Raw genomic sequence first — 24421 nt, 5'->3', positions numbered from 1 at the left:
TGACTTCTATCTCCATTTTATTTTAAGGTTAGGTCAAGACTTTCTATTTGTTTCTGTGTGTCGGGGTGCACCTGAATATTCAATTGCTCAATTTGTTCTCGCAGATAACCCTCAGAAATGATTACATCGTCCCATTCTTGCGAATAGTAAATCAAGCTCTCACCCCAAAAATCCTGAACTATATGATCTAAAACTTCCAAAGCAAATTTTAAGGTCTCTGTGGAAGCTTCGCAATCAGGATCTGCTGAAAAATGGACAATGGTGTTTCGCAGCTCGCCAAATTTTTGATATTTATCTAATTCCTTGATTCTATAACCAGTTGCCGCCCAAAGAACTTCAGGTAACTCTGAATACATTAAAGTTCGACCGTACTTAAAGAGTTCCTTGATACTCAATACATCCTTAGTAGTATTTGATTTAGGGTAGGACTTGAAGATTAAAAGCGGATGCTCTTCAGCAATGCGTGCCTTGATAAGTATTTCTGCTCCATGTGCTGCATGAACTACCGACAACATATGAGCAAAAGGCCTCGTCATCTCGCTAAACGTTGCATCATAAATAGCTCTCCCAAGAATATGAAGCCCAAATTCTTTCATGTGCTGTGATACTTGTTTTGTCTCAGGATTCATCTAATCTACTCCGTAACGCTAGTTAACTCACGATCGCTGAGCGACATCTTGAGCCGCCATCATTGCATTGATGTCGGTAAAGATGCGATCTAATTTCCCAATGGCGTCTAGTTCCGCTGCCTCTTCTGCTATTAGTTGGTCTGCCTTCTTCTTCTCTAACAATTGTTCCATGCGGTGTTGGAGCGATTCACTAAATTTGAACAACTTCCACCGATCGACTTTTTCAATGCAAATTTCATGGATTAACGAGGAGGGTTTGTTGAGAATTGAAACCATTGTAGGCTCCGAGCTTCGGGTTTTAGGTAGTGACTAGATTATAGCTTTTATTCAATCTGCCAGATTTAATGCTCCAACCGAGAACCTTCAAATTACCGCCAAAACCAGTGGCTTAAACGGCGAAACGGCGTTACATTTCAAGTCGGATGATATTCATCCCTGCTTATTTGCCATCGCCATATCTTGCCTTCTTCAGGATCGCCCACCTCTGCAATGAACTTCATTCCTACTTTTTGCAACACGCTATTCGAGGCATTTTTTTCAGCTAAAGTGTGAGCAATGACTGCTTTCACCTCCTCGTGAGCGAAAGCATAATCGATCATTCCCTGTGCCACCTCAGTTGCAAATCCGCGATTCCAATATTCGGAAGCAATTTCATAACCTATTTCTATAGTCCCCGACTCATCAGGTGAGCCTTTGAAACCTCCATTGCCGACAAGCACTTCATTTTTTGGATGAATAAAGAAGTAGTTGTGCCAGTCAGTTGGAGGCGGATTGGATTCGGAAGATTCGTCAGCAGGGAGGGAAAATGCTTCCGGGAAATGAGGCCAGCTATTAGGCACTATGACATTTAAAATTGCTGCAAGCTCGCTTTTACTTCGTAAGAAAGCTTCTATGTGAATCCTTTCGACGGCAAGTAGTTGAAGATTCTTAGTTATAATCATTTTTCTACCTTGTTTAACAAGTATGATCTCACACTATAGGCACTATCGAAATGCTGTTCTCGGAACTCTGGCGAGTTGGTAAGCGCCCCGACTATCCAACAATTGATATTGATTTGGCTGCAATCCTAATTGCACAAATTTCTCTGGATATCCCAGCAACAAAATAGAGGGAGAAGTTGGGTTTTTAGATTGCTTAATGTAGTCGATCGCCTTTGTGACAGCTCGGTAGTAAGTCACCGGCTCTTGGGTATAAAAAACCAGACTTGGTTTCCAGAAACCAACCATAATAAACTCTTCCCCCGGCAGTTTTTGTTGAACTGCAACCTGTGCTAACTGTCTCAGAGGTAACTGGCGGTTGATATCGACCACTTTGTAGGCTGGAGTAAGACCAAAGATGATAAATGCTACTAACCCGATCAGGTTAGCAACCAAAATCCAGCGCTGTTGCCGCTTCCACAGTAAAAGTGCGATCGCCACCGCTGTAATTATCCAAATCGTACCGCCGACAATCAGCAATCCCGACTGCTGAATTGCTTGGGGAAAATTGGGCATTGCCGGGTCGTCTCCCAGCCAGTTGTAGCAGTAGAAAGTTGCTCCGGCTATAATTAATAAAAATACGACATTGAAAATGTATGTAGCTAACAGCCCTCGCGGTAAAGAATTCGGTTTTTTTTCTAACTTTATCCGCCTGTTTTCAGGTTCGTTACCTGCAATAATATCGCTCCACAGCAGCGTTACCAAAATCGCAGCGGCGGGGATTAAAGGCAATACATAACTCGGCAATTTGGTCACGGCGATCGTAAAAAAGCCAAAAATGCAGCCGAACCAAAATAGGGCAAATAAACTCAACTGAGCCGATCGCGGTTGACGACGCCAGTAACTGCGCTGCCAAAAACGGGTGCGGGCGATCGCCACCGGCAAATAAATCGACCAAGGCGCAAAACCCACTAGCACTACAAAAAAGTAAAAATACCAAGGCGCCGAGTGCTTGTTCACTACTCCAGTAAAACGCTGGAAATTGTGATAGCCAAAAAAGCTGTCAATATAAGTTTGACCGTTGTCTAAAATAACCAAAATGTACCAAGGCAGGGCGATCGCCAGAATAATTAAGATTCCCGACACCGGACGCATTTCGCGCCAAAGTTGCCGAAAATTTCCCAAATAAAGCCCGAAGCAGCCAACAATCAGCGCTGGCACGACAATTCCCACAGGCCCCTTAGCCAGAATTGCTAAGGCAATTAGTACGTAAAAAGTCAGATACCACTTATTAGGAAATCGGGAAGCGGAAACGGTAGAAAATTCGGCTTTTTCTCTCTGTTCTTCGAGGGTGTAACCGAGAAAAAATGCGAGTAGTGCCGAACACATACAACCGACTAATAGCATATCTGAAACGCCAGTCCGTCCCCAGGCAATAGTTTGGGGATTTAAAGCTATTAGGGCCGCACCAATCCAAGGAGTAGAAAAAAAGATTGGAAGATTGGGGGAGTGTCCGAGGGGGGGAGTGTCCGAGGGGGGAGACTTTGCTTCTTCCTCATTCTGTCTTCCTTCTTCCTTCTTCCTTCTTCCTTCTTCCTTCGATTTCGATAGGGTATAAAATCCGAGGCAAGTCAGACCGATCGCGCACAAAGCCGAGGGAAGACGCACGGCCAATTCGTTAACGCCCAGAGTGCGGTAAGCCACCGCCATCAGCCAGTAAATCAACGGCGGCTTGTCAAACCTGGTTTCGCCGTTGAAATAAGGAGTGATGATATCTCCTGTCACCGTCATTTGACGGGCGGCTTCGGCAAACAACGGTTCGGTTTCGTCAACTAAACCGATGTTGCCGAGATTCCACAAGAAACCTACCCAGGCGATCGCGCACAGCCATACAATCGATAGCAGCAAAGGTGCGATCGGGCGATTTCTAAACTCTGACAAACTTTTAATAACTTCCTTCACCCAAACTTCCTGCGATTTTAGATTTAAAATTTTAGCTCGCATAGAGAGTCTACCGAAAGATTCGCATTCTCGAAACTCCCAATTCGATCGACTCCGGTTAAACTCACATCTTGCACCAATATCAATTACTTGTTTAGGAACAGGCAAGATGCCTGTTCCACAAGAGATCAATTTTATTGTGGAACAGGCATCTTGCCTGTTCTTGAGAATGGTGCAACATCTCTGTTTAACTGAGATGTTGCACCATTCTCAACAAGGCTTTCATGGGCGGGCTCTCCTGCCCAAACCCTACTCGCCACAAGAAAATTCACTCTTTGTGGAACAGGCATCTTGCCTGTTCCTTATAATGATGCCGCTATCTGAGGTTAACTCCCATAGCGGCATTGTTCTCAATAAAACCGGATCGACCGGGTTTCTCGACCAAAATCTCGGCACCTGCTGCTAAGGGTTTAAGGCTGCAAAATTAATTGCCATTCTCCGGCTGTGCTGTTCCAAGCGGGCGAGGGTGTCTCCCCGGCGACGAAAGGCCCCCAGTAGCGGCGAGAACCATCCTGAGCAAAAACCACCAGAATGTCTCCCCGTTTGACTTGTAACTTGCCCTCCGGCAGCGATAGCATCAGTCCCTTGCCGCCGCCTTCCCCCGGCGCAAAATCCCAGTGCGCGGGTTTGCCGTAGGATTCCTTGGCTTGCCGTTTCGACAGCAGGGCCACTCGCACTGGGTGTTCGCTGCGGTTGCTGACGCGCAAAAGGCCGGAGGCCTTAGCATTTATAGGGATTGAGGAAAGCAATTCCTCCTCTGGATCTGGGGGGGTTGGTGTTGAGTCGGGCTTGGGCGCGGTGGCGGTGCCGGCAGAAGCTGTCGGGACTGGGGGAACCGGGGGTGTGCGGGGATGTGCGGTGGCTTGTGAGGGCCAATCGCTCGACTGATTTGAACTGTTGGAGATAGTGATTTCAAAACGTCCTAGAAACATTCCTGTAATTAGGACGATCCACACTCCAATTATGATCTGGTAAATTTTAAGATTCATAAATTTTAGGCTTAAAGGATAGGCTGCACTCGCAATTAGTCTTAACTATTTTTAATGTAAAACTAGGGGCTGCTGTGCCACAAGATACAGTTACACTTAATTACTTGAGCGTTCTCGGCTATAAATCCGCGATCGCTCAATACCATCTTAGATGTTAAATTTTATATTTTAGATGGCGACATACTCACCCCGGTAAGAATTTGAAGTTGGTCGGGAGGGGCATTTGTTTACTCATCGGTCTAGCTTTTAATACCAGTTGAAAAAAAGAGTGCCACTATAGCCCCGTACTCCAAACCCCAATATTCATCAGTCATTCCGCCTCTCCAATCTCAAATCTCACATCTCAAATGGTATAACTTTTATGCAGAATACCCGAATTAACAGATTAATTGATGTTCTGGGCGATCGCTTCCGAGGCTGGCTGAGCAATCCTTGGCGGCGGATTTCGCTCCTGATAATTAGCCTGCTGTTCGGCACTTTTTTGGGAACAGCTATTTCGACCATCGCGGGACAATCTGCCGATTGGGATATTATCGCGGCCGGGCTGTTGGTGTTGTTGACCGAGTTGGTGAACTGGCTGGTTTACGGCGGCCCGCGGTCTGCGGCAGGTTCTTTGTGGGTGGAGATGCTCAATGCTCTGAAAATTGGTCTGACTTACAATTTATTTGTCGAGGCTTTCAAACTAGGTTCTTAAAAAATGGTGAAATATTTGTCTGCTGTAGATAGTATTTACATAAACGTGTTCTTAAAAAAATCTTAATTTGAACTAGGGTGGGAATTTTTGAACTCTCCACGACCCGAGTTGAGGCTTGTATCCGTTTTGAGTGGGGTCAAATATTTGTCAATTGCAGATAGGATTTGTACACAACCCGCCCCCGCATCAAGAGTTTTGAGAAGATGGATCGATCGACTGTAACGCCTGTTGAAATTTTACATCGGTGGCACGCCGGCGATCGCCCGATGGCGCCCGACTTCGAGCACCTGGCTTTTTGGGAACTTGCAGATGATGTGCGATCGCGCGCTTTTGGCATTACTCCCGACAATGCAGCCGATGTTGTCCGCTGCCAAACCGATTTATTCTTTTCTATTCTTGATGAACTGCATACTTTCCCGCTAAAGTCAACTGTTTTTCTCGAAACTTTGTGGAATCTTTGGCTGCCACTGGCCATGCAATTATCGGCTAAAAAACAAAGTTTAAACCGTCCTTTAATTCAAGGAATTTTAGGAGGGCAAGGAACGGGAAAAACTACTTTATGCCAAGTTTTGACGCTGATTCTAGGAAAATTAGGATATTCTACTGTCAGCCTTTCTTTAGACGATCTTTACAAGACTTATGCCGATCGCCAACAACTCCAAAAAGCAGACCCGCGTTTAATTTGGCGAGGCCCCCCCGGCACTCACGATATTGACTTGGGCATCTCAGTTTTAGACAAGTTGCGCGGTTCTCAAACTCGCGATTTAGCAGCAGTTGACAATCCACAATCTGATGCCCTCAAACCGGATATAATAAAAAATATAGAAATTCCCAGGTTTGACAAATCTGCCTACGGAGGTGCAGGAGATAGAAGTCAACCCGAAATTATTTCCGGTGCGGATATTGTACTTTTTGAAGGTTGGTTTGTCGGTGTGAATCCGGTGGTTGATGCCAAATTAAACGAGTTTTTGGCTGCTGCACCGTTTCCGATTTCTACAGAAAGCGACTGTCAGTTTGCGCGCGACATGAATGCGAAGCTGCACGACTATCTGCCGCTGTGGAACCGATTAGATCGGTTGATGGTTTTGTATCCCCAAGATTATCGCATTTCTCAAGTGTGGCGCAATCAGGCGGAACGGGAAATGATGGCGGCGGGGAAGTCGGGAATGTCAGAAGCTGAAATTAATCGGTTTGTCGAATATTTCTGGAAAGCGCTGCATCCCGAGTTATTTATTAAGTCGATGGTGGAGGGCGATCGCGTGGATTTAGTAATTGAAGTTTTGAGCGATCGCACTGTCGGCAAAATTTGTCGGGCGATCGACTTAAAATTAAGCGATTAGAAAGACTTAAAATTAATGCTTTGAAGACACAACAATGTTGTGTCCCTACCCTATTGCAGCTTTTAAGGACACAACAATGTTGTGTCCCTACTGTATTGCAGCTTATCAGAAAATTGGGTCTAAAACCCCGTCCTTCTAGGACGGCTTTTAGTATTGTATTTTTCCCAGATATTTGTTGCTTTCTCAGTGTAATATATTGTACAATAAAAACGACGCTGACAGATTGGACGATGAAAGCAAGATATCAATACAGGTTCTACCCCACAGACCAACAGCGATTGAGCTTAGCTCAGTTGTTTGGTTGTGTGAGAGTGGTCTGGAATGATGCCTTAGCTTTGTGCAAATCTGCTGATAAACTACCAAACTACAACCAACTATCTGCACTATTAACCAGTAGCAAAAAGACCGAATCAAGAGTTTGGTTAAACGAGGTTTCGTCTGTTCCTTTGCAGCAGTCTTTGAGGCATCTAGCCACGGCTTACAAGAACTTTTTTGATTCCCATAATGGCAAGAGAAAAGGGGGTAAACTTGCAGCGCCTAAGTTTAAGAAGAAGACCAACAATCAATCAGCGGAGTTTGCTAAGTCGGGATTTTCTCTTAAAGGAACTCAAGTTTCCTTGGCAAAAATAGGGTTGGTCAGTCCTATTAGGTCTAGGGAATTGCCCTCAAAACCTAGTTCGGTAACAGTAATTAAGGACTGTGCAAATCGGTATTTTCTAAGTTTTGTAGTAGATGTATAACCTCAAAATTTAGAGGCTATTAATCATTCAATTGGCATTGATTTGGGTTTAAAAACCTTCGCTACTCTCAGCGACGGAACGCAGGTTAAAAGTCCAGACTACTCAAAATCGGAGCGCAAAATCAGGAAGTTGCAGCGCCGATTGGCTCGGCAACAAAAAGACTCAAAACGCCGTCATAAGACCCGCATTCAAATTGCCAAGTTGCACAATCAAGTTACTGACACCCGCAAAGACTTTTTGCACAAACTATCAACCAAAATAGTCAACGAAAACCAAGTGATTGTTTTGGAAGACCTCAACGTGTCGGGCCTGGTTAAGAATCGGCGCTTAGCTAGAGCGATTAGCTCTCAAGGATGGAGAGAATTTCGGGAGCTCTGTGAAGCTAAATCCGACAAATTTAGTCGGGAGTTTAGGGTAATTAGCCGGTGGGAACCTACAAGCCAAGTCTGTTCTAAATGTGACTATCGATGGGGTAAATTAGACCTCAAAGTCAGAACTATTACCTGTTTAAGCTGCGGTACAACTCACGATAGAGATGAGAACGCAGCCAAAAATATATATAAAGTCGGGATAGGGCATTGCCACGACTCTAAACGGACGCAGAGGGGACGTAAGACTACTTCAGTAGCAGACCCCAAAGAAGCGTCAAGAATCACCGCACTTTTAGGGCGGTGAGTATGTCAACGTGCACTCACTTGACAATTCATGACTTATGCAAAAAGTGATTTGACGCGCGAATTATAGGGGTAAGGCGCGCCATCAGCACCCTACAATACAGAGGTTTTGCATCGAGGATGGAGAATTTCTAAATTAACTGCCGGGAGTACCAAGATCGAGCGCTTTCTGCATCAAATCGTCGGTAACTTCGCCCGGTGTACCTGTGGGGTTAAGGTCCTGAGCCATCGAACGAAAAGCATCGGGATTGCCGCTTGTATCTGCAGGCTTTGCAATATTATCTGTAGGGGCGGGAATAGGAAATTTAGGTGCAGTTGCAGCGGCGGCAGCTTCGGCGCCGGCACTCGTGCGATCGATGTCACTAACGCTGAATTCTTTTGAAGCTTCGTAGTCTGCTGATACATTAACGGTCGGCAACTTTTGTTCTCCAGCTTCCGCGCTTTCAGTGATCTGCTGAGCGTCAAAGTTTTCAATGTTATTGACTTCTGGATTGATTTCAGACATAGCCGACTCCTTGCTAGTTTTATTTAACAATGCACTGTATCAATTATCACTTGAATTTCCAGGCTTTTTCATCTACCCGCAGATGTATCGTTGGCTTCTATCTTAAGGATGATTTATTCTAGGGTGGTATGTTAACATTACACCACTTTCTGAAAATAATGCAACTTTAGGCAAGCTCCAAACCCATACATACTCAGCCATTTCCCATTGTTTAATCTCAAATCTCAAATCTCAAATCTCAAATCGTATTACCTCTAGGGGATGGTGACTTGCACTTACAAATCTTGATACTTATATATTCTGGAAACATTTTTAAGGAATTTTATTTATGAACTCACCCGCCGCGACCAATCCTCACTCTCTCTCCAACGACACTCAAAACATCGTTCAGGCAATCAACGGGTTGGGTACAGATGAAAAACTGGCGCTGCTCTACTTTGTTTATGAAAAAATGGGAGATTCAGTTACACCAGCAGCTCCCGCCGCCGCCGACCCACAATTAGCTCCCATGCTGCTCGATGATTTTTACAAGCTTTCCCATGACCAACAACTGAATATAATGCGCGGTATTGTCAACCGCGACGACACGCCGTATTCTCACGCTTACGGAGCTTTAACTGCTAACAATCAGTTGGTGGTTTGGTATGCTTGGGCTATTGGTATGGGAGAAACAATTGTCGATATCCCCGAAGGATATGAGGCAACTGAGGCTGTCAATGGCGTGTTGGGTCAAATTGAAGGTCTTGAGTTTGAACAGCAAATTACAGTGCTGCGCGACGTAGCTAATAATATGGGCTACACCGATGTTAAACCAATTGCTACTCAGGCGGAAGTAGGGAAAACTTCTAGTCTGTAAGATAAGACTCGGCGGTTCAAACCGCTGCATAGAGTCAAACGCAGCCTGCGGAGCGACTGAGCTTCGCCCAACGTCATCCGCAGACTGAAGAATAAAGGAGACATTAAAACCAAATTTTATATGATTGGCGGCCATAAATAAACCTCATTGTGTCCGCAGGTTTGTATACTAAATCCGGTTTTAATACTTGCTTTTTTTAGTTGCATGAGTATAGTATGTCATGGCGAGCGATCGCCAAACAATTGCTCGCTATGACTATTACATCACTCTTGAGATAAGCAATTTCCTGTAAATATAATACCAGTTTAACAAAGTCTTGCTACAGCACATTTCAACTGAGCGAACTACTTTTACTCCAGCCGCCCTATTGGGAACACTCCCCTGATTCAAGGGGAAGAGAGGAAGCAGGATTATTCTTGTTTCCCCTATTAATAAGGGGGGAATTGCGGGGCGTGAATTTGACTTGGGGAAGAACTCTAATCATCAATCTTATACCCATTATTAAAACTCGAAGCACCCCGCGCGGGACTTAGGTCTGGGCGTTTCCATACAGATGCTCCCCTATAATCTATAGCGGTTCTCAAAAAAGTGAGGTATGCCCTATGCCCTATGCCCTATGCCCTATGCCCTATGCCCTATGCCCTATGCCCTATGCCCTATGCCCTATGCCCTATCCCCTATGCCCAGTCGTACCTCATCTTTCTGAGAAAGGCTATATATATAGCCCTATTTTTCAGAAATTCTAGAAAAAAGGTTTTCAGTCAGCCAGTGAGTTTTTTAGGGTAAACTTTACGCGGGAATTCCATCCGAAATACCGAACCTTTTTGGGGTTTACTTTCGGCAGTAATTGTACCGTCGATCAGCTTGACTAAAGAAGCACAAAGAGCTAGTCCTAAACCGGTGCCTGGATATTGGCGAGTTGTGGTTTGGTCGCCTTGGTGGAACTTGTCGAAAATGTGGGGAAGATACTTTTCACAGATGCCGATTCCTGTATCCCGAACGGTTATACTTAGCCGATCGCGATTTAATTCCCGCACCTCAATGTAAATGCTGCCCTCATGCGTGAATTTAACCGCGTTGGAAACGAGATTGACCAAAATTTGCCGCAGGCGCAACTTGTCATTAACTATAAACTGATCCTGCAAGCAGACGCTGACGGCCATTGCCACGTTCTTATCGGTGGCTTGATTTCCGAATTCCCGGGCGACATCCATTACTAAATGCCCTAAATGAAATTTTTCAATTTTTAAGTCCGTGCGGCCACTCTCGATTTTGGAGAGGTCGAGGATATCGTTAATTAGCAGTAGCAGGTTTTTGCCGTTATGTAAAATGCGCCCCACCATTTCTGTTTGCTGGGGGGTCAGCAGTTGTTTGTGCTGGCGCAGCAGCAATTGGGAAAAGCCGATAATCGAATTCATGGGAGTTCGCAATTCGTGGGACATGATGCCCAAAAATTGCGATTTTAACTTCGCTGCTTCTAGCAGTTGCAATTTTTGCTGTTGAATGCGTCGCGCCTGATTTTCGAGTTCTTCCTGCTGGCGAATTAGCAGCTCGTTTTGCAAGTCTAAAAGCTGTTCCTGCTTTTTTAATTTTTCGATCGCCAGCGCGTTGTTAATCGCGATCGCAGCTTGTTTTCCCATCACCGCCAGCAGTTGCTGAGTATGGGCGTTAATCGCCCTGCTGTCTTTGCCGTTGCCGATGGCCAACACACCCAAACGCCCGCTTGGCGCCGACTCGATCGCCGCAGCACAGGCCGCCGCCGGCAGCAAGCCGTCGCCAGACTCCGACCGCAACAGTACAGACTCTCCCGTCGCAAATGCTTTCCAAAGCAGCTTGTTTTGCACGTGCGGGGTTTTGCCCTTACCAAAGTTTTCCGTGCCCCCGACAGCGGTGAGTTTGAGGCCGCTGGAATCGTACTCCAGGAGAGCAACTAGGCAAAATTCAGCTCCTGCGATCGCCTCTACAGTCGCGTCCGCAATGCCTTGCAACAACTGACCCAAGTTACCAGCGCGCTGGCTCAACAGATTTGTAAACCGATCGATCGCGTGCAACTCCCGCCCGCTGTCCCTTACCGTTTCGGCTTCACACAACTTTTCTGCTGTGAAATTGTCTTCCGAGGGCACTTGATGGGGCAACAATTCTGGTTCTGCTTGGGGTTCGGGTTGAGTTTGTTGGAGCGCGTCCATATCTGTATAGGTTCCCACCCATTCCAAAACTTCCTGACTGTCTAGATTAGCGGGCGTTGCTCTCGCCAGATTCCAGCGGTAAGTACCCTCCCGCGTCCGCAGACGAAATATAATTTCGTAACTTAGTGGCGGGAACTTAGAAGCCTGCGATCTCGCCAACAGACGAGAACGGTCTTCTGGGTGGATCTGGGCCAGATAGCCGAAACCCAAAGCTGCTGCTGCTGGTACCCCCGTATATTCCTCCCAGCGCTGACCTAAATAAGTCACCCACCCGTCGGCATATGCTTTCCAAACTATGTAAGGATTTGCCTCCCACAAGCGATCGTCCTGAGTTTGGGAGTCGCAAACTTGCGGTTGGGGGGATGTTATTTCAGATACTTTGTGTAAGATTTCAGAGCCGGAAAACTCCGACTGAAAAGACTTATTGCCGGGATACTGAGTCATAACAGGTTATATAAATAAGCATTGGACTTAAGCCCTAACACCGGCTAAAGACTCGTGCTGCTAGCTTTATTGATTTTGACGAGCCAAGTGCATCAAAATTTTTTATACTTTAAATTTATATGGGTAGTGGTATCTTTACCTCTATCAACGGGCGGACAATGAGATAATTCAGTTAAACTGTTGAAACATTGAGAGCTTACCTGTCCGGATCGGGCTCGTGCAGGCATCGCCGCAAAATAACTTAAAAATTAACTTGCATTCTGGGCGGCTACATGAGTATGCTTAAAAATGATGTGCAGCCTGTAAAACCCTAAATCAGGACACATTCTCAAATTTTCTCAGTTTAGCTGAGTCAGTTGACGATATTTTTAAAGTTTACTGGACTATTGGAAGAAAGATGAGTAAAATTCGCGTTGCTTTGATAGAAGACCATGACCTGACAAGAGTCGGCATCCGCACAGCTTTACAACAGCGTGACACGATAGAAGTTGTCGGGGATGCCGCTAACGCTACTGAGGGATTGAAACTGCTTCAGTCTTCAAAACCTGACGTGGCAATTGTAGATATTGGGCTGCCGGATTTTGATGGCATTGAATTGACACAAAAGTTCAAAAAAACGGTAGCGGAGTCCGATCCAGATACCAAAATTTTGATTCTGACTTTTCAGGACAATGAAGAAGAAGTTTTAGCAGCTTTTGCCGCCGGAGCTGACTCTTACTGCATGAAAGATATTAGCTTCGATCAGTTATTAGATGTAGTAAAAGTAACTCACGAAGGTAACTCTTGGATCGATCCGGCGATCGCCCGCATCGTCCTGAAACAAGCTCGCACTCAAGAGTCCGCGCCGGAAGAACCGAAGGCTGAGGGCAAAAGAGTCACAATTAAGGCTGCCGAACCCGAGTTTAGTCACATCATTGAGACTTACCCTTTAACCGAGCGGGAATTAGAGGTTTTGGAACTGATCGTGCAGGGTTACAGCAATGCTGCAATCGCCGAAAAGCTTTACATTACTGTCGGTACAGTCAAGACTCACGTCCGCAATATTTTGAACAAGTTGTGTGCTGATGACCGCACTCAGGCTGCCGTTCTTGCCCTGCGTTCTGGCTTGGTTGGATGAAGCCTGATCGTCAGGCAAAATCAAGTTAAAAGTAGGGTGCGCTGGGCGCACCTTACGGCCACTGATTTAGGGTGTGCAGTGCACACCGACTGACTAATTATTACCAAAAAATTAGGGTAGGCAGTGTGCACCAGCCGAGCAATTATTTGTTGTTAAAAAATTGATAAAGTTTAAGTCCGCATCTATCCCAGTACAGATATTTTTTCACTATTTTAAAAAAATAATATACCTTAAGATAGATGCTAAAAAACTATCATATTACTAATATTTATTGTTGAGCGATACCCAGTTAAATAAATTTCGCTCCCACCGCCAATATTGCGCGATATCACTTCATAAAAGGCGCAGGCCCAAGCCAGATTAAGATACTTTTAGGAATAGTTAAGCCTTAAAGAAATTATATCCGCAGAGCGATGCTGAGTTCGCTTAAATTAGCGAAATTAAAAGTAGCAACTACTACTGAAATATTTTAGAAAGAGGTATTATGGCCGCTCCAATTGAATTCAAATTATTTGCTCCCTACAACAAAGGAGCTGCCTTGATTGGCTCTTTTTCTAATTGGGAAGAGATTCCGATGGAAAAGGACGAAGAGGGTTTTTTCCGCACGCGAGTTGAGTTGGAGGATGGCGTTTATCAATACAAATTCCGCGTTCAGTCGAAAAGCTGGTTTGTGGAAGCGGATCAGTGGGTAGATATAGTCGATCCCTACGCGACTGACATCGACGATCCTACTCAAAATGGCCTGGTTCGGATCAAAGACGGCGATCGCATTGTCGATACCTACGTCTGGAAACACGACGATAAACCGCTACCGGCCGATCGGGAATTAGTGATTTACGAAATGCACGTTGCCGACTTTTCCGGCGGCGAAGCCGATCCCCTGGCCCGCGGCCAGTACAAGCACGTCGTCGAAAAACTCGATTACCTAGTCGAACTCGGCGTCAACGCGATCGAACTCATGCCCCTCAAAGAATACCCAGGCGACTACAGTTGGGGTTACAACCCCCGCTACTTCTTCGCTGCCGAGTCCAGCTACGGAACCACAGAAGAACTCAAAAACCTGATAGACGAGTGTCACGGGCGCGGCATTCGCGTCATCATCGACGGGATTTACAACCACGCGGAAGCATCGAGCCCCCTCACTCAAATCGATCACGATTATTGGTTTCACCACGAACCCCGCGATCCAGACAACAATTGGGGCCCGGAATTTAACTACGAATTCTACGACGAAAACTTAGGAACTTTCCCCGCACGCAGATTTGCTGGCGATACAGTCCGCTTCTGGATTCAAGAATATCATCTCGACGGCATTCGTTTCGACGCGGCGCGACAAATTGCTAACTACGATTTCATGCACTGGATCGTTCAAGAAGCAAAAAGTGTCGCCGGCCCCAAACCGTTTTACACTGTTGCCGAATACATTCCCGACGAGCCCAGCATCACGAATTTAGACGGGCCGATGGACGGCTGCTGGCACGACAGTTTCTATCACTCCCTAATTCCACAACTCTGCGGGGACAATTTTGATTTAGAACGGCTCAAAGAGGTAATTGACTGCAAGCGGCAAGGTTACTTGGGTGCTACGAATGTAGTGAATTATCTGAGCAATCACGACCACGATCGCCTTTTTGCCGAATTGGGTTCGCGCGGCATTTTGGATGAAGCCGCCTTCAAGCGGGCGAAGTTGGGAACCGTACTGTTAATGACAGCAGTTGGCGTGCCGCTGATTTGGATGGGCGAAGAATTTGGCGAATACAAACCCAAAACAATTGAGCAATCTAAAATTGACTGGACGCTGCTAGGAAATGACCTGAATAAAAGTTTGTGGGAATACTACAAAGGCTTGATTCACCTGCGTAAAAATAACCAGGCACTTTACACAGAAAACATCGACTTTTTCCACGAAGACCCTGAATCGAAAGTTTTTGCTTACACTCGCTGGAACGATGAAGGTTCGAGAGTTGTAGTAGTGGCGAATATGTCGGAAAATTATTTAGCAGGTTACAGCGTGCCCCACTTCCCGGCAAACGGAACTTGGCACGAATGGACAGGGAATTATGATATTGAATCTGGCGATGACAATATTATGATTGACTTGCCGGAATACGAAGCGAAAGTGTTTGTTTGGCAGTAAGCTGTTAGGCATTGAAAGCACTGATTCCCAATTCAAAAATATCAGGACTGAAGTTCTTACTACCAACCCGAAAAAAAATGTTGGTAGTAATACCAATTTAATGTGAAGTTGCACATATCTCGATCCCCCTAAATCCCCCTTAAGAAGGGGGACTTTGAGCGAAATCTTGTCCCCCCCTTATTAAGGGGGGCTAGGGGGGATCTGATTCTATGCAGCCTCATAAAAAATTGGTATAAGAACTTGAGTTTTTTCTTAATTCCCCCAAAGTCCGAGAACGAATTTCCTGACTACAAACTTATAAGGGTTATTTGACAGGCTCCGAGTCCATTCACAACTCAAAACAGAAACTCTTTTGTATTCCGCTTCTTGATTGTTAATTTAAACTTCTTATTTCCCCAGATTGATTTTCTAAGCACAATTGGGTTATAGCCGCCGCCGGTATTGGTTTGCTAAAGAAGTAACCCTGACCCATATCGCAGTGATGCGACTGCAAAAACGCCAACTGTTCTGCTGTTTCCACTCCCTCAGCAATCACCTGTAAATTCAGGCCCTGTCCCAAGGCGATCGCCAGTTTCACAATAGTAGCACCGCTGCTGCCGGTCACCAAATCGGCCACGAAAGATTTGTCTATTTTTAAATTATTGAGGGGAAAGTTTTTCAGAGACCACAGCGAAGAATAACCGGTGCCAAAATCGTCCAGGGAAATGTGAATTCCCATGTCCTGCAACTGCTGCAATACCGACACCGTAAAGCTCACATCTGTCATCGCAATGCTCTCGGTAATTTCTATTTCTAAATACTCGGGATTTAACTTGGTTTCTGATAAAATGTCAGCGATGATTTTTACCGTGTGAGGTTGCAGAAACTGGCGGGCTGATAAATTCACCGCTATCCGCATCGGCGGCAATCCCTGTAACTGCCACGCTCGATTTTGCAAGCAAGCAGTCCGCATCACCCATTCGTCAATCGGGCAGATTAATCCTGTTTCCTCAGCTAAGGGAATAAATCGATCGGGAGAAATCAAACCGCGTTCGGGATGTTCCCAGCGAATCAAAGCTTCCAGGCCCACTATTTTGCCAGTCTTTAAGTTTATTTGCGGCTGATAGTGCAGCACAAACTCATAATTTTTTAGAGCTTTGTAAAGATGATTTTCTAAGTTAAGATCCTCGGAGACTTTACTGCCGATCGCCTGCGTGTAAAACTGATAATTATTCCGACCTTTCTGTTTAGCTTTGTACATCGCAGCATCAGCATTTTTCAGCAAAGTTTCTGCATCTTCTCCGTCATAAGGAGCCAAAGCAATTCCCAAGCTAGCCTTAATATAAAGTTCCAGACCGTCAAAATCAAAAGGACTACTTAAACTCTGGATAATTAGCTGGCAAATTGTAGTTGCTTCCTCTGGGCTGTTGATATTGTACAGCAGCACAGTAAATTCATCTCCGCCCCAACGAGCCATCGAATCCCCCACGCGCAAACAGTCAGTCAAACGCCGAGATACACTTTGCAGCAACAAATCGCCCACTGGGTGACCGAGAGTATCGTTAACATTTTTAAATCTATCTAAATCTAGAAAGATTACCGCCAGCATTTCTCCCTTTTGGTGAGCGCTAGCTAAAGCTAAAGACAGCCTTTCATTAAACAGTAATCTATTAGGTAAACCGGTTAAGGGATCGTGAGAAGCTTGATGTCGGATCATCGCCTCGACGCGCCTCTGCATTGCAGCCATGTACAGGTGAGTTCCTAAAGATTGTGCTAGCTTCTGTTCTTCGCTAGTCCACTTTGGAGCTTCGCCTGTTTTGATTTCTTTCCAAGCTGCAAAGGACAGTCGGGGACGATCGTTCCGGGCGTCCGAACTGCAACGGCCCGCCCACAAAATTTCTGTTTCTATAGGGCTGCGAAAAACGGTGAGACAGCCGATGCACTGTTGGCGGTATTGCAGCGGTACTGCCAAAAATGAACGAATGGAAGCTGCGACTAAATTGGCAGATACAGATTTAAGTTGAGGTTCTTTAGAAATATCGGAAATTGCGTACAAGTGCGGTACGATAAAATTGGGAATATTGCTATCAATTGAATTGTAATGCTGGGAATATAGATTTTCAAAAATACCTAATTGGCTGGTATGATTAGCAGTTTGTGCTCGATCGTCTTCGTTTGCCCTCCCCATAATCTGCTGCCAAAACGGGCTGAGTTCAAGGTCGATGTCCGCGGGCTGCTGGCCACAGGTATAAAGCAAAGCGGGCCGATCGCCAAACTCGGCTGCAAGGTAGAGTCGCCCTCCCGAACCTTGCAAATGCTTGACTGTTTGTTCGAGAACTGCTTTCCGAATTTCGTTGAGTTCCAGAGGAGAATGCAGCAAACTGGTAATTTGGTTGATAACGGCTTCGTCGCGCGCTTGCTGTCTAGCTTGACTCAGGAGAAAAGATTGGGCGATCGCAATTGAAAGTTGATCGACAAGCAACTGCACCATTTTCAATTCTCGATCGCTAAACCGTTTCGGTTGGCTGTGGTGAGACACCAACAGCCCCCAAAGCTGATTTTGATGCACAATCGGCACCGTCAGAGAAGAACGTGCCCCCATAGCCTTCAGATATTCTGCGTGACAGGGGTCTACAGGACTATAGGTAATATCTTCAACTGCTAAAGTTTTGCCGGTTTCGGGACAATCTAACCGATTAATTGTTTGATGCTTCAATTCCACATCTACAATCACTCGCTGGCGCGCTTTGAGAAACATTTCCCGAGCACTCTGGGGAATGTCGCCTGCTGGAAAGCGCAAACCCAGCATCGAGGACAAATTGTCGCCGTTGATGGACTCAGCAATTACCTCACCGCTACCGTCGGCCTCAAAGCGATAAACTTTTACTCGATCGCTATCTAAAAAGCTGCGGATTTCTCGCGCAGTTGTCGTCAAAATCTCTTGGAGTTCTAAAGAGTTGCGGATGCGATTGGTAATTCGATTGAGTAAAATCTCTTGTTGTAAAGTCGATCGTGACATTTGTCTAGCTTTGTTGCGGGTCATGTCTTTTGATCTCCCGGGCTGTTGACAGCATTTTTGCGAGCCACCGTCTTAAGTTGCCCTGTATTATACATTACAACACTTTCGCGCCGTCTAGGGCCTTGACCCAACCCAACAGCTAGAAACTCCGTTTCTGGGGATATTTCGGGTTTATCGACAAATTTCGGTGAGAAACCGGCTTTTTCACAGCAATTACAAGGCAAGGAAAGAGCGATCTGACAATTAGTGAGGACTCAAGTCCCGCTCGAACTCGATCGGGACTTGAGTCCTCACTACAAAGCAATTGCAGAGCTACCAGACAAAAGGTAGAGAAAAACCGGGTTGACCAACCAGTCTTCTGCCCTGTGGAGGGAGAATACTGGTTGGTCAACCCGGCGGGTAAGTATTTATACCTTAAAATGTCTCGTTAAGCCGACTCCCACAATTCCCGAATTCTGTCCGGCAAAAAGCCGGCTATTTCCTGAATTCGCTCCTCGGACAGCTCATCCTTCGTTGCCGAAAATACAGCCGCGATCGCAGTTTCCGGTTTTACTCCCGAAGGAAGTGAGCCTTCTAGTTCCACCCTCCGTGCAAACAAATTGCCATCGATCCCCGCAGGTGCAGGCGGGCCGGTCAAAGGCTGACGTATGCGGCTCAGCAATCCCACCAGCGGATTTGTATCTTTCCAGAGGTCTGCTATTTCTTGTTGCAGGGTTTTGTCATCCGTAGGCAAAACTTCTTTGTGCAATTCAGATTCCACGTGCTCGATGGCATCTTTTGTCATCACGTCGCGCATGACCCGGTACACTACTTCGGTAATGTCGCGGGCATCAAAAATATCCTCCAAGTGACCGTTTACCAGCACTTTTTCCAAAAACGGCATATCCTTTGAAGCGATAGGAACTGCCGATCCTTTCTGGTGGAGCGAAGTCGGAGGATTCGTTTCCATTTTTTGTAACAGTTTGCGGCCTTTTTCTGTTAACTCGGCTTCTTGAAATGCCACTAAAGGCGGCAATAACTCAGTTCCCCCGTAAGGTTCTCCACTAAACTCCGCTTTGATAAATTCTCTTTGGTTGAGGTAGTCCAAATGACCGAGCAATTCAGCTTCCGCCACCGGGTGACCGACATATTCTTCCGCTGCGTTCCTAATTTCCGCCTCTCCCCTGCCGTTGCCGCTGCCAATCTTTTTGAGCAAAATGTAAGTCAGGTCGTCTCTGATTGGAATTGTCATTAAAACCTCCTAGGTTAATATCCGGTAAAGCTCATGTAAAAACTAAATTTTTTTACTGGCTTAAATTGTGATTTACTACTTAAAAACATTGAAGTCTAAAGTAGAGTAATCAAGTATCTCTCAGCAGGTGGAAGTTAGGAAACTTAAGTGTCCGCTATAATCTTCCTTTAGATAGATCCGTCTATGGGAACCCATGTCTAATGTGGTTAATATCCTAAAAAGCTGTCGCCAGTATGGAATGCTATTAAGCGAGGATGCTTTATTGGTAAGATTTTTCGTAGTTATTGCGTATTTTTACCAAGGCTGACGCCAAGAGCGCCTCAGTTGGTAATCGGCGCTAGGAGAGGTAGAATAAGCAGATGCTATGGGGTTAATCCACTGCGGTCGTTTTGCCCGCACCTTGTAGCGAGATTGTATCGGCTTAGACCAAAAACTGGTCATGGGAGAGCTACAAATACGAGCCAATCTGTGTCAAGTGCCGCAGCGCCACTTGAAGAATGCCTCGGGGGCAACTTTTTTGATCGTTTCGTTCGGCATTTATGAACTACCCTCACTGGAACAATAAATTGGAATCCTCGTTTGTAAATAGCGGTCAACAGGCGCTAGACCAGCGTCCCTTAGTGTTGGCTGTAGATGACAATCACGACAACTTAGAGCTGCTGACACAAATACTCGATTTATGCGGCTGCGAGTGCGTAGGAGCCGTTGACGGGTATGCAGCTATTTCAGCAGCAGTCGATCGACCTCCCGACCTAATCGTACTCGACATTTGCTTGCCGGATATAGACGGTATGGAAGTGGTAAAACGCATTCAACAAAACCCCGATCTCAGAGATATTCCGATAGTCGCTGTCACAGCACTAGCAAAACCAGAAGACCGCGCTCGAATTCTCCAATCCGGCTGCGTGGAATACCTTTCCAAACCTTTTAACATCAAAGATTTAGAAAGAATTATCCGCCAGCACCTTAACTCTCCAATGGTTTTGGTTGAGTTTTAGATTTATAATTAGAAGCACGAACTTGAGGTGCAGAGTCCAAAATTGCGATCGTTCCCGTGCGGCCCGTCTCCAAGGTCGCATCCCGGAGCAAATCAATGACTCCCACGCCCAAAACCTTTTGGATTAATTCTTTTAGTGGCAATTCCAGAAGTGATTCTAATTGTGTCCGCACCTGCAACGCCAAATCTTGCTGACCATTCTGGGCCAGCAGTTTTTCGGGTTGAGTAAGCCCATTTTCGACAACTATTATCAATTTGTTATCCAAAAGATTGCACAGCGCCTGACTGGTTGAGTGTCCGAGTTGAGAGCGGTACAAAGCTTGAATTCCTTGCGAAAGAGTCCGTTCTAATTTCCCGCGAGTAGGTTCTAAGGTTTCCCCTGCCATATTTTTTGATTGAAACCATGAGAGATAAATAAAAAAGACTGTTAGGAGTTAACAGTTAGGAGTTAAGTTAACTGTTAACTCCTAACAGCTAACTGTTAGAAACAACCGTCGCGTTAGCCGACAGTAACTTCATTAGTTTCCACCCCAGTTGCACCCTTAACACCTTTAGCAATTGTCACCAACTTGTTGACAATTTCCTGACTGGGAACTGTACCTTTGAGAACCACAGTAGTGCCAAGTTGAGCCACATAAACAGTCTCAATATCCGCAACATCTGGATTTGCATCAAAAGCCTGAGCCACCCGTTTAGCTAAACCGCTTTGATCGTATTCTCCATTCAATCCCATGCGTTCCGGCGGGATTGTCTGAGCGCTCCCACCAGACTGAGCTTGAGCTTGAGCTTCAGCTACAGGTGCTTGGTAAGCAGGAGCCTCAACAGTTTCTTGATTTTCAAGTTTTTCTAAACCAAACAATCTTTTTAGCCAGCCCATAGAGTTTGTCCTCCGACAAAGTTTGTGTTAATTGACGTGTTAATTGACGTGTTAATTGACGTGTTAATTCACGGTTGGCAAGTCGCCCTGTAATTGTTATTCTCAATACCAGGAATTACGATCGCACTCTTGGATGCAGAAACCGAGTTTTTTTACAAAAAAGTATCGTTACAGCCATCCACCTAGGCAGAAAAACCCAGTTTGTTTAGTTTGGTGCGCCCATCCTAAATACAATTTACTGTTGTACAACTCCGCCGCTCATCTGCCTGGAGACATAATTCTCCCGCTCTCAAACAAATACTTAGGCTGACCATTCCGGCAAATCAAACTTAAACCCTTCTTCCCCAACTTCTAAGATTTTGTTGTGCATCCACTCGTGCCAAGTTCCGGCAGCCGGAAACTTAGGAATACATTAACCAGATAGATAAGTATCCGAAAAATTGGCGACAACTACTGCTCGCGTTCCCTCCTCGCTCCAGCGGTAGTAAGCCAGCACTTTGGCTTCGGCATTTTCTTGGATAAATTCAATATTTTCGGTATAAAGTGCCGGAACTTTTTCCCGCACCCGAATCACGTGTTTGTAGTATTCCAACAACTCAGATTTGGCTGATTTTTCAACAAAAACCATTGCAGTTTATTCAACTGGTTGGGAGTTTGCGGAGCGGATTGTCCAAACTCTTGGCCCATCCACAGCATCGGTATTCCTACTGCTGTGACTAACAAAACCGCTCCCAATTTAGCGCGTTTCAAAGCCGCTTCTGGGTCGAGAGTCTGAAAGCTTTCTGCCGCCAGCAAGTGCGATCGGTCGTGACTGGCTAAATAATTGATAACATTAGTTACCTTTGGATAGGCTTGTTGTTTGCCATCCAGAACTTCCTTGAGCTTTTCAATATCTAAAGTATCCCCCGCGAGATTTTCTATGGCAAAAATGCGAAAACTTTCGTGCCAGCACCCATCCATCGGCCCGTCTGCAGCGACGAGTTCGGGAAGTTCGGGGATGTGTTCTGCTATGTTGTAAAATGGCTTGTCGCCAGCGGTTTTTTTCGCTTCGCGAGTTATCCAGTGCAGGAAATCTCGATTGTTCAACTGTCGCACTGCATCGTAGCGAATTCCGTCGATATGATATTCTTGAATCCAGAAATTAACGACATCGCCGATGAATTTCCAAGCAGGACGAATGCCGAGTTTTGGGTCGAAGTTTTCGTAGTTAAACTCCGATCCCCAGTAGTTAGCCGGATCTTGGGGATAGTTTTTGTCGCGGTAGTACCAATAATTGCGATCGATTAGTAATAAGGGACATTCTTCATCGCAGTGGTTGTAAATCCCTTCCAGAATCACCCGAATGCCCCGTCCGTGGCACTCGTCAATCAATTGCTTCAAATCTGCGGTTTCGCCGTAGCTGGACTCTAAGGCAAAGAAATCGCGGACTTTGTAGCCCCAGCTATAATCGCCCGGATATTCATTAACTGGCATTAGTTCGATCGCATTTATCCCGAAATCGCACAGATAATCTAATTTCTCCCTCACCTGCTGGAATTTATCGCCACTTTCGGAACCATCCCGCCCGGAAAAATCAGCAACGTGCATTTCGTAAACGACTAATTCTTCATTATGAGGGAGTTCTTTGTCGTCGTGCTGCCAAACATAGGTATCAATAATTCGCGCGCCTGCTTTGATGCGAACTGTACTTGTATTAGTAGTGCGGTCAATTTCAGTAGCGTAGGGGTCATTGACTTCTACCCATTCGTCCGGTTCAAAACATGGACTTTGCGACTGAACTCGGAATTTGTATTGATAAATACCGTCTTCTAACTTAATGTTAGTGCGGAAATAACGTTTCTCATCTTTTTCTAAGGGAATTGCTGCCCATTGGGAAAAGGAGCCGAGCAGTGTAGCTGCTTTGTTGTTGGGAGCGAAGAGTTTGAATTCAATTGCAGCGGTCATGAATACCTGGTTTGCAGAACTTATAAGCGTGATTAGTAGTGATTTTTACAATTTGGTAAATCCGTTGCCACCGTTCTTAAGAGTTAAACCTGTAACTCTTACGTTGTAAGGTACTTGGGGGCGCAGCCGCAGGATTTAGTAGTGCGAACCCTAGCGATTGAGTAAGGTGCGCCCCTAGGCATCCTAAACCTGCTTTTAATCAAAAATGTAGTTAAAGTAACTAAAACTTATTAAGTGCTATTTATGAAAAATAGTCCGGACTGTTTTGAGTTCGTAGTCTGAAACCCTAGATTTTCCGTTGGTAGCGAACTTGCCTTAGAGCCTTGAACCCTTATTCTACGGTTGGCTATCCAAAACTGTCCGAAGTATTGTATGAAAAGTAATTTAACTTTTGATAACTAAATAAATCGTGGTGACTATTTAACATTTGTAACTAAAGAAACATTTTTTAGCAGACAGGAATAATACCGTAGAAAGAGGTCATTTTATGCGGGAACAGAGAGGATGAGCTTGTAATTATAAGGCAAGGGAAACCAGAAACATGAATCCTATATTCAACTGGGTTTTCCTGCGACTTTAAGCCAAGTTTGAGCCGAGAATAGCAATGATTATTTTTGCTTATGTCTTGGCAGCACTTGTTTTATAGTTGTTGACCGGTAAACTTTGTAGAACCAAAATCAGCTTTAATGACTGCTGCTACCTCAGTAATTGGTAATCGGTGAAAATCTCATTCGTCCCTGTTACCCGTTAGATATTCCGAGCAGCGGCTCTAAGGCTCTAAAAGTTTAATGTGGGATGTTGGCGAATTACCGTTACTGTAAAACTCTGGAGTGTTAAATATGCTAAAACAAATGTGTTGGTTGCCCAGACTCGGAGGCAATGGAGAAAAGATATTGCACTTGCGTACCGATGCGCGTCAGGCGTGGCGGCCTTATACAGCTTTTCCGCAGTTCGCTGTATCCGACTACCGGGAACCGGGCGGTTCTAAGGGATGGGCAACATTTCAGAAGCTGAGAGTTCAAGGGTGGAATTTAATATCGACTGAAGAAGGGCAGCAGTCGATTTTTGGCGAACAGAAAAGTGCTTAAAAAGCCCGAAACCCCAGCAATAAAAAGAAGAGGATTTGACCTCTTCTTTTTATTGGT

At 45.4% G+C, this 24421-nt stretch carries 21 protein-coding genes and 1 pseudogene; 9 read left to right on the top strand and 13 right to left on the bottom strand.

Features of this window, described 5'->3' with window-relative positions; translation table 11 throughout:
• Nucleotides 1–17: 17 nt before the first annotated feature.
• The 4 genes from QUB14_RS11955 to QUB14_RS11940 form a co-directional block, all read right to left on the bottom strand.
• Entirely contained in the window at nucleotides 18–629 is a 612-nt protein-coding gene (locus QUB14_RS11955; RefSeq protein WP_333217194.1) for a hypothetical protein, read from the bottom strand.
• A 27-nt stretch (nucleotides 630–656) separates the two neighbouring features.
• On the bottom strand, nucleotides 657–905 hold the full coding sequence (locus tag QUB14_RS11950; RefSeq protein ID WP_333217193.1) for a hypothetical protein: 249 nt from the start codon (nucleotides 903–905) through the stop codon (nucleotides 657–659).
• Between the two features lie 137 nt (nucleotides 906–1042).
• Nucleotides 1043–1570, bottom strand: coding sequence for a GNAT family N-acetyltransferase (locus QUB14_RS11945; RefSeq protein ID WP_333217192.1), 528 nt, complete (start codon nucleotides 1568–1570; stop codon nucleotides 1043–1045).
• Between the two features lie 42 nt (nucleotides 1571–1612).
• Complete coding sequence (locus tag QUB14_RS11940) at nucleotides 1613–3655, bottom strand: glycosyltransferase family 39 protein (protein WP_333217191.1); 2043 nt, start codon at nucleotides 3653–3655, stop codon at nucleotides 1613–1615.
• A gap of 1 nt (nucleotide 3656) precedes the next feature.
• Between QUB14_RS11940 and QUB14_RS11935 the strand changes: the two genes are divergently transcribed.
• Nucleotides 3657–3953, top strand: a complete 297-nt coding sequence (locus QUB14_RS11935; protein WP_333217190.1) for a hypothetical protein — start codon at nucleotides 3657–3659, stop codon at nucleotides 3951–3953.
• 4 nt (nucleotides 3954–3957) lie between these two features.
• Here the strand turns inward: QUB14_RS11935 and QUB14_RS11930 are convergent, their stop codons facing one another.
• Entirely contained in the window at nucleotides 3958–4536 is a 579-nt protein-coding gene (locus QUB14_RS11930) for a hypothetical protein (RefSeq protein ID WP_333217189.1), read from the bottom strand.
• A gap of 361 nt (nucleotides 4537–4897) precedes the next feature.
• On the opposite strand from QUB14_RS11930, the gene QUB14_RS11925 reads away from it, so the two are divergent.
• The 3 genes and pseudogenes from QUB14_RS11925 (at nucleotide 4898) to QUB14_RS11915 (ending at nucleotide 7985) form a co-directional block, all read left to right on the top strand.
• The gene (locus tag QUB14_RS11925; protein ID WP_333217188.1) at nucleotides 4898–5230 is read left to right on the top strand and encodes a DUF565 domain-containing protein; all 333 of its coding nucleotides are present in this window, start codon (nucleotides 4898–4900) and stop codon (nucleotides 5228–5230) included.
• 203 nt (nucleotides 5231–5433) lie between these two features.
• Nucleotides 5434–6570: a glycerate kinase gene (locus QUB14_RS11920; protein ID WP_333217210.1), complete on the top strand. Its 1137-nt coding sequence runs from the start codon at nucleotides 5434–5436 to the stop codon at nucleotides 6568–6570.
• Between the two features lie 230 nt (nucleotides 6571–6800).
• Nucleotides 6801–7985: pseudogene (locus QUB14_RS11915) on the top strand (RNA-guided endonuclease InsQ/TnpB family protein).
• Between the two features lie 135 nt (nucleotides 7986–8120).
• Here the strand turns inward: QUB14_RS11915 and QUB14_RS11910 are convergent.
• Complete coding sequence (locus QUB14_RS11910) at nucleotides 8121–8489, bottom strand: hypothetical protein (protein WP_333217187.1); 369 nt, start codon at nucleotides 8487–8489, stop codon at nucleotides 8121–8123.
• Nucleotides 8490–8817: 328 nt separating this feature from the next.
• Between QUB14_RS11910 and QUB14_RS11905 the strand changes: the two genes are divergently transcribed.
• Complete coding sequence (locus QUB14_RS11905; RefSeq protein ID WP_242716741.1) at nucleotides 8818–9345, top strand: orange carotenoid protein N-terminal domain-containing protein; 528 nt, start codon at nucleotides 8818–8820, stop codon at nucleotides 9343–9345.
• Nucleotides 9346–10106: 761 nt separating this feature from the next.
• Here the strand turns inward: QUB14_RS11905 and QUB14_RS11900 are convergent.
• Nucleotides 10107–11975: a PAS domain-containing sensor histidine kinase gene (locus QUB14_RS11900; protein WP_333217186.1), complete on the bottom strand. Its 1869-nt coding sequence runs from the start codon at nucleotides 11973–11975 to the stop codon at nucleotides 10107–10109.
• A gap of 397 nt (nucleotides 11976–12372) precedes the next feature.
• On the opposite strand from QUB14_RS11900, the gene QUB14_RS11895 reads away from it, so the two are divergent.
• Together QUB14_RS11895 and QUB14_RS11890 are read left to right on the top strand one after the other, a co-directional pair.
• Nucleotides 12373–13092, top strand: coding sequence for a response regulator transcription factor (locus tag QUB14_RS11895; RefSeq protein ID WP_190662814.1), 720 nt, complete (start codon nucleotides 12373–12375; stop codon nucleotides 13090–13092).
• Between the two features lie 484 nt (nucleotides 13093–13576).
• Nucleotides 13577–15229, top strand: coding sequence for an alpha-amylase family glycosyl hydrolase (locus QUB14_RS11890; RefSeq protein WP_333217185.1), 1653 nt, complete (start codon nucleotides 13577–13579; stop codon nucleotides 15227–15229).
• Between the two features lie 373 nt (nucleotides 15230–15602).
• Here the strand turns inward: QUB14_RS11890 and QUB14_RS11885 are convergent, their stop codons facing one another.
• Nucleotides 15603–18251, bottom strand: a complete 2649-nt coding sequence (locus QUB14_RS11885) for an EAL domain-containing protein (protein WP_333217184.1) — start codon at nucleotides 18249–18251, stop codon at nucleotides 15603–15605.
• Nucleotides 18252–18654: 403 nt separating this feature from the next.
• A complete protein-coding gene (locus tag QUB14_RS11880) occupies nucleotides 18655–19458 on the bottom strand; it encodes a DUF2267 domain-containing protein (protein WP_333217183.1) in 804 nt (267 codons plus the stop codon).
• Nucleotides 19459–19997: 539 nt separating this feature from the next.
• On the opposite strand from QUB14_RS11880, the gene QUB14_RS11875 reads away from it, so the two are divergent.
• Nucleotides 19998–20456 (top strand): response regulator, encoded by a 459-nt coding sequence (locus QUB14_RS11875; protein ID WP_333217182.1) that lies wholly within the window; start codon nucleotides 19998–20000, stop codon nucleotides 20454–20456.
• On the opposite strand, the gene QUB14_RS11870 is transcribed toward QUB14_RS11875, so the two are convergent.
• The 4 genes from QUB14_RS11870 to QUB14_RS11855 form a co-directional block, all read right to left on the bottom strand.
• Nucleotides 20425–20841 carry a DUF2294 domain-containing protein gene (locus QUB14_RS11870; RefSeq protein ID WP_333217181.1) on the bottom strand — a complete coding sequence of 139 codons (417 nt, stop codon included), beginning with the start codon at nucleotides 20839–20841 and terminating at the stop codon, nucleotides 20425–20427. The genes QUB14_RS11875 and QUB14_RS11870 overlap by 32 nt on opposite strands.
• Before the next feature lie 113 nt (nucleotides 20842–20954).
• On the bottom strand, nucleotides 20955–21332 hold the full coding sequence (locus tag QUB14_RS11865; protein WP_006632731.1) for a BON domain-containing protein: 378 nt from the start codon (nucleotides 21330–21332) through the stop codon (nucleotides 20955–20957).
• Nucleotides 21333–21744: 412 nt separating this feature from the next.
• Nucleotides 21745–21924, bottom strand: coding sequence for a hypothetical protein (locus tag QUB14_RS11860; RefSeq protein WP_333217180.1), 180 nt, complete (start codon nucleotides 21922–21924; stop codon nucleotides 21745–21747).
• Nucleotides 21903–23276, bottom strand: coding sequence for an alpha-amylase family glycosyl hydrolase (locus tag QUB14_RS11855; RefSeq protein ID WP_333217179.1), 1374 nt, complete (start codon nucleotides 23274–23276; stop codon nucleotides 21903–21905). The genes QUB14_RS11860 and QUB14_RS11855 overlap by 22 nt, the downstream gene beginning before the upstream one ends.
• Nucleotides 23277–24115: 839 nt before the next feature.
• On the opposite strand from QUB14_RS11855, the gene QUB14_RS11850 reads away from it, so the two are divergent.
• Complete coding sequence (locus QUB14_RS11850; protein ID WP_190662808.1) at nucleotides 24116–24364, top strand: hypothetical protein; 249 nt, start codon at nucleotides 24116–24118, stop codon at nucleotides 24362–24364.
• Nucleotides 24365–24421 lie beyond the last annotated feature (57 nt).

The organism is Microcoleus sp. B3-D2 (assembly GCF_036705345.1).
Taxonomy (GTDB): domain Bacteria; phylum Cyanobacteriota; class Cyanobacteriia; order Cyanobacteriales; family Microcoleaceae; genus Microcoleus.
Note: the sequence above shows the minus strand (reverse complement) of the source record. Positions and strands in the feature narration are given on the sequence as shown.

What these genes read in the sequence shown, in the direction of transcription:
- QUB14_RS11955 (WP_333217194.1), bottom strand. Translation starts at nt 629, where the DNA reads ATGAATCCTGAGACAAAACAAGTATCACAGCACATGAAAGAATTTGGG.
- QUB14_RS11950 (WP_333217193.1), bottom strand. Translation starts at nt 905, where the DNA reads ATGGTTTCAATTCTCAACAAACCCTCCTCGTTAATCCATGAAATTTGC.
- QUB14_RS11945 (WP_333217192.1), bottom strand. Translation starts at nt 1,570, where the DNA reads ATGATTATAACTAAGAATCTTCAACTACTTGCCGTCGAAAGGATTCAC.
- QUB14_RS11935 (WP_333217190.1), top strand. Translation starts at nt 3,657, where the DNA reads ATGCCTGTTCCACAAGAGATCAATTTTATTGTGGAACAGGCATCTTGC.
- QUB14_RS11930 (WP_333217189.1), bottom strand. Translation starts at nt 4,536, where the DNA reads ATGAATCTTAAAATTTACCAGATCATAATTGGAGTGTGGATCGTCCTA.
- QUB14_RS11925 (WP_333217188.1), top strand. Translation starts at nt 4,898, where the DNA reads ATGCAGAATACCCGAATTAACAGATTAATTGATGTTCTGGGCGATCGC.
- QUB14_RS11920 (WP_333217210.1), top strand. Translation starts at nt 5,434, where the DNA reads ATGGATCGATCGACTGTAACGCCTGTTGAAATTTTACATCGGTGGCAC.
- QUB14_RS11910 (WP_333217187.1), bottom strand. Translation starts at nt 8,489, where the DNA reads ATGTCTGAAATCAATCCAGAAGTCAATAACATTGAAAACTTTGACGCT.
- QUB14_RS11905 (WP_242716741.1), top strand. Translation starts at nt 8,818, where the DNA reads ATGAACTCACCCGCCGCGACCAATCCTCACTCTCTCTCCAACGACACT.
- QUB14_RS11900 (WP_333217186.1), bottom strand. Translation starts at nt 11,975, where the DNA reads ATGACTCAGTATCCCGGCAATAAGTCTTTTCAGTCGGAGTTTTCCGGC.
- QUB14_RS11895 (WP_190662814.1), top strand. Translation starts at nt 12,373, where the DNA reads ATGAGTAAAATTCGCGTTGCTTTGATAGAAGACCATGACCTGACAAGA.
- QUB14_RS11890 (WP_333217185.1), top strand. Translation starts at nt 13,577, where the DNA reads ATGGCCGCTCCAATTGAATTCAAATTATTTGCTCCCTACAACAAAGGA.
- QUB14_RS11885 (WP_333217184.1), bottom strand. Translation starts at nt 18,251, where the DNA reads ATGACCCGCAACAAAGCTAGACAAATGTCACGATCGACTTTACAACAA.
- QUB14_RS11880 (WP_333217183.1), bottom strand. Translation starts at nt 19,458, where the DNA reads ATGACAATTCCAATCAGAGACGACCTGACTTACATTTTGCTCAAAAAG.
- QUB14_RS11875 (WP_333217182.1), top strand. Translation starts at nt 19,998, where the DNA reads ATGAACTACCCTCACTGGAACAATAAATTGGAATCCTCGTTTGTAAAT.
- QUB14_RS11870 (WP_333217181.1), bottom strand. Translation starts at nt 20,841, where the DNA reads ATGGCAGGGGAAACCTTAGAACCTACTCGCGGGAAATTAGAACGGACT.
- QUB14_RS11865 (WP_006632731.1), bottom strand. Translation starts at nt 21,332, where the DNA reads ATGGGCTGGCTAAAAAGATTGTTTGGTTTAGAAAAACTTGAAAATCAA.
- QUB14_RS11855 (WP_333217179.1), bottom strand. Translation starts at nt 23,276, where the DNA reads ATGACCGCTGCAATTGAATTCAAACTCTTCGCTCCCAACAACAAAGCA.
- QUB14_RS11850 (WP_190662808.1), top strand. Translation starts at nt 24,116, where the DNA reads ATGCTAAAACAAATGTGTTGGTTGCCCAGACTCGGAGGCAATGGAGAA.